Below are 2705 nucleotides of genomic sequence, written 5' to 3'. Positions count from 1 at the left end.
TTCCTTAACTACCCTTCTCCCGTTGGCCTTAGAATTCTCTTCCTGACTACCTGTGTCGGTTTGCGGTACGGGCACCTGAACTATATACACAAGGCTTTTCTCGCCTCTATCCACTTTTGCTTCCCTACTATATTTTCGGTCCCTTACGCCCGGGGCAACCAATACCCGGGTCAAAAGCTTCTAAAGTGTCCCCTTGCTTAAATTTCAGGCGGCTACGGAATCTCCACCGTATGTGCATCGACTACGCCTTTCGGCCTCGCCTTAGCCCCCGGCTAACCAGAAGCGGACGAACCTTCCTTCTGAATCCTTAGTCTTTCGGCCTTTATGATTCTCACATAAATCTCGCTACTCATTCCGGCATTCTCTCTTCTATGCAGTCCACCGCCGCTTTCGCTACGACTTCACCCCGTATACAACGCTCTCCTACCATGTATAAAACATCCCAAGCTTCGGTGTATAGTTTAGCCCCGTTAAATTTTCGGCGCAGGGTCACTCGACCAGTGAGCTATTACGCACTCTTTTAATGAGTGGCTGCTTCTAAGCCAACATCCTGGTTGTCTATGCAACCCCACATCCTTTTCCACTTAACTATACTTCGGGACCTTAGCTGTGGGTCTGGGCTGTTTCCCTTTCGACTACGAAACTTATCTCACGCAGTCTGACTCCCGATCATCATTATCCGGCATTCGGAGTTTGATAAGGTTCAGTAACCTCTCGGCCCCTAGCCTATTCAGTGCTCTACCTCCGGTAATGTTCGATCGAGGCTAGCCCTAAAGCTATTTCGGAGAGAACCAGCTATCTCCGAGTTCGATTGGAATTTCTCCGCTAGCCACAAGTCATCCCCTACCATTTCAACGGGAGTGGGTTCGGCCCTCCATGAAGTTTTACCTTCACTTCAGCCTGCTCATGGCTAGGTCACTCGGTTTCGGGTCGAATACAACTAACTTTTCTCGCCCTTTTCAGACTCGCTTTCGCTGCGGCTCCGCACCTTAAGTGCTTAACCTCGCTAGTTACATTCACTCGCCGGACCATTCTACAAAAGGTACCATATCACACATTGACGTGCTCTATGTGCTTGTAAGCACAAGGTTTCAGGTTCTTTTCACTCCCCTCCCGGGGTTCTTTTCACCTTTCCTTCACAGTACTCTTCTCTATCGGTCACCAGGGAGTATTTAGGCTTGGAGGATGGTCCCCCCGTTTTCCCACCGGGTTTCACGTGTCCGGCGGTACTCTGGATTCAACTGGATGACTTGTGTTTTCGCGTACGAGACTTTCACTCTCTGTGGTGGACCTTCCCATGTCCTTCTGCTAACTCTTGTCAATTCCGTCCGTTGTCCGAACCCCGAAAATATTTCTACTCTCGGTTTGGCCTCTTCCGCGTTCGCTCGCCACTACTTACGGAATCTCGGTTGATTTCTTTTCCTCGCCCTACTTAGATGTTTCAGTTCAGGCGGTTCCCCACCTATGACTATTTTATTCACCATAGGTTACTTAAGCTTCCCTTAAGTGGGTTTCCCCATTCGGATATCCACGGATCGATGGCTGCTTTCGCCTCCCCGTGGCTTTTCGCAGATTGCTGCGTCCTTCGTCGGCTCCTGGTGCCAAGGCATTCCCCTTGCGCTCTTTGTAGCTTGACCTTAGTTCTCTTTCGTTATTTACTCGACTTCTTCTAAAATTGTAGTTTTACCCAATTTTATCAATATCTTGCTTTCACTTTACTTTTCGTTCTTTATTCAGTTTTCAAGGTGCGTTTCGTCACTTTATGTGACTTGGTGGGCCCAAGTGGACTCGAACCACCGACCTCACGCTTATCAGGCGTGCGCTCTAACCTGCTGAGCTATGAGCCCATTTCGTTATTCCGGCGGTGTCCCCTTGCTCCCTTGGTGGAGATGAGCGGGATCGAACCGCTGACCCCCTGCTTGCAAAGCAGGTGCTCTCCCAGCTGAGCTACACCCCCTTTTCAGGGCATGCACCTCAAAAATTAAACAACGATTTTACAAGCCTGAAACCTGACCTTGGATTTGCCTACTTATTTCTTTTCGGCTTTCTCCATAGAAAGGAGGTGATCCAGCCGCACCTTCCGATACGGCTACCTTGTTACGACTTCACCCCAGTCGCTTATCCCACCTTCGGCCATGCCCTCCTTTCGGTTAGACTATGGACTTCGGGTGTTACAAACTCCCATGGTGTGACGGGCGGTGTGTACAAGGCCCGGGAACGTATTCACCGCGGCATGCTGATCCGCGATTACTAGCAATTCCAACTTCACGCAGGCGGGTTGCAGCCTGCGATCCGAACTGAGACCGTTTTTGAAGTTTTGCTCCCCCTCGCGGGTTTGCTCCTCGTTGTTGACGGCCATTGTATTACGTGTGTAGCCCAGGTCATAAGGGGCATGATGATTTGACGTCGTCCCCACCTTCCTCCACCTTGTCGGTAGCGGTCCCATTAGAGTGCTCTTGCGTAGCAACTAATAGCAAGGGTTGCGCTCGTTGCGGGACTTAACCCAACATCTCACGACACGAGCTGACGACAACCATGCACCACCTGTCTCAACTTTCCCCGAAGGGCACCTGACATATCTCTATCTCGTTAGTTGGATGTCAAGACCTGGTAAGGTTCTTCGCGTTGCTTCGAATTAAACCACATACTCCACTGCTTGTGCGGGCCCCCGTCAATTCCTTTGAGTTTCAACCTTGCGGCCGTAC

General features: G+C 50.5%; 2 tRNA genes and 2 rRNA genes. All 4 read right to left on the bottom strand.

Annotated elements, in window-relative coordinates:
• A 23S ribosomal RNA gene (locus tag JKK62_RS07625) occupies window positions 1–1637 on the bottom strand; the annotation flags it as partial.
• Window positions 1638–1770: 133 nt separating this feature from the next.
• Window positions 1771–1847, bottom strand: a tRNA-Ile gene (locus JKK62_RS07620).
• A gap of 34 nt (window positions 1848–1881) precedes the next feature.
• A tRNA-Ala gene (locus JKK62_RS07615) sits at window positions 1882–1957 on the bottom strand.
• Window positions 1958–2055: 98 nt separating this feature from the next.
• A 16S ribosomal RNA gene (locus JKK62_RS07610) occupies window positions 2056–2705 on the bottom strand; the annotation flags it as partial.

This window comes from Ruminococcus difficilis (assembly GCF_016680995.1).
This window is presented reverse-complemented; position numbering and strand designations above follow the sequence as displayed.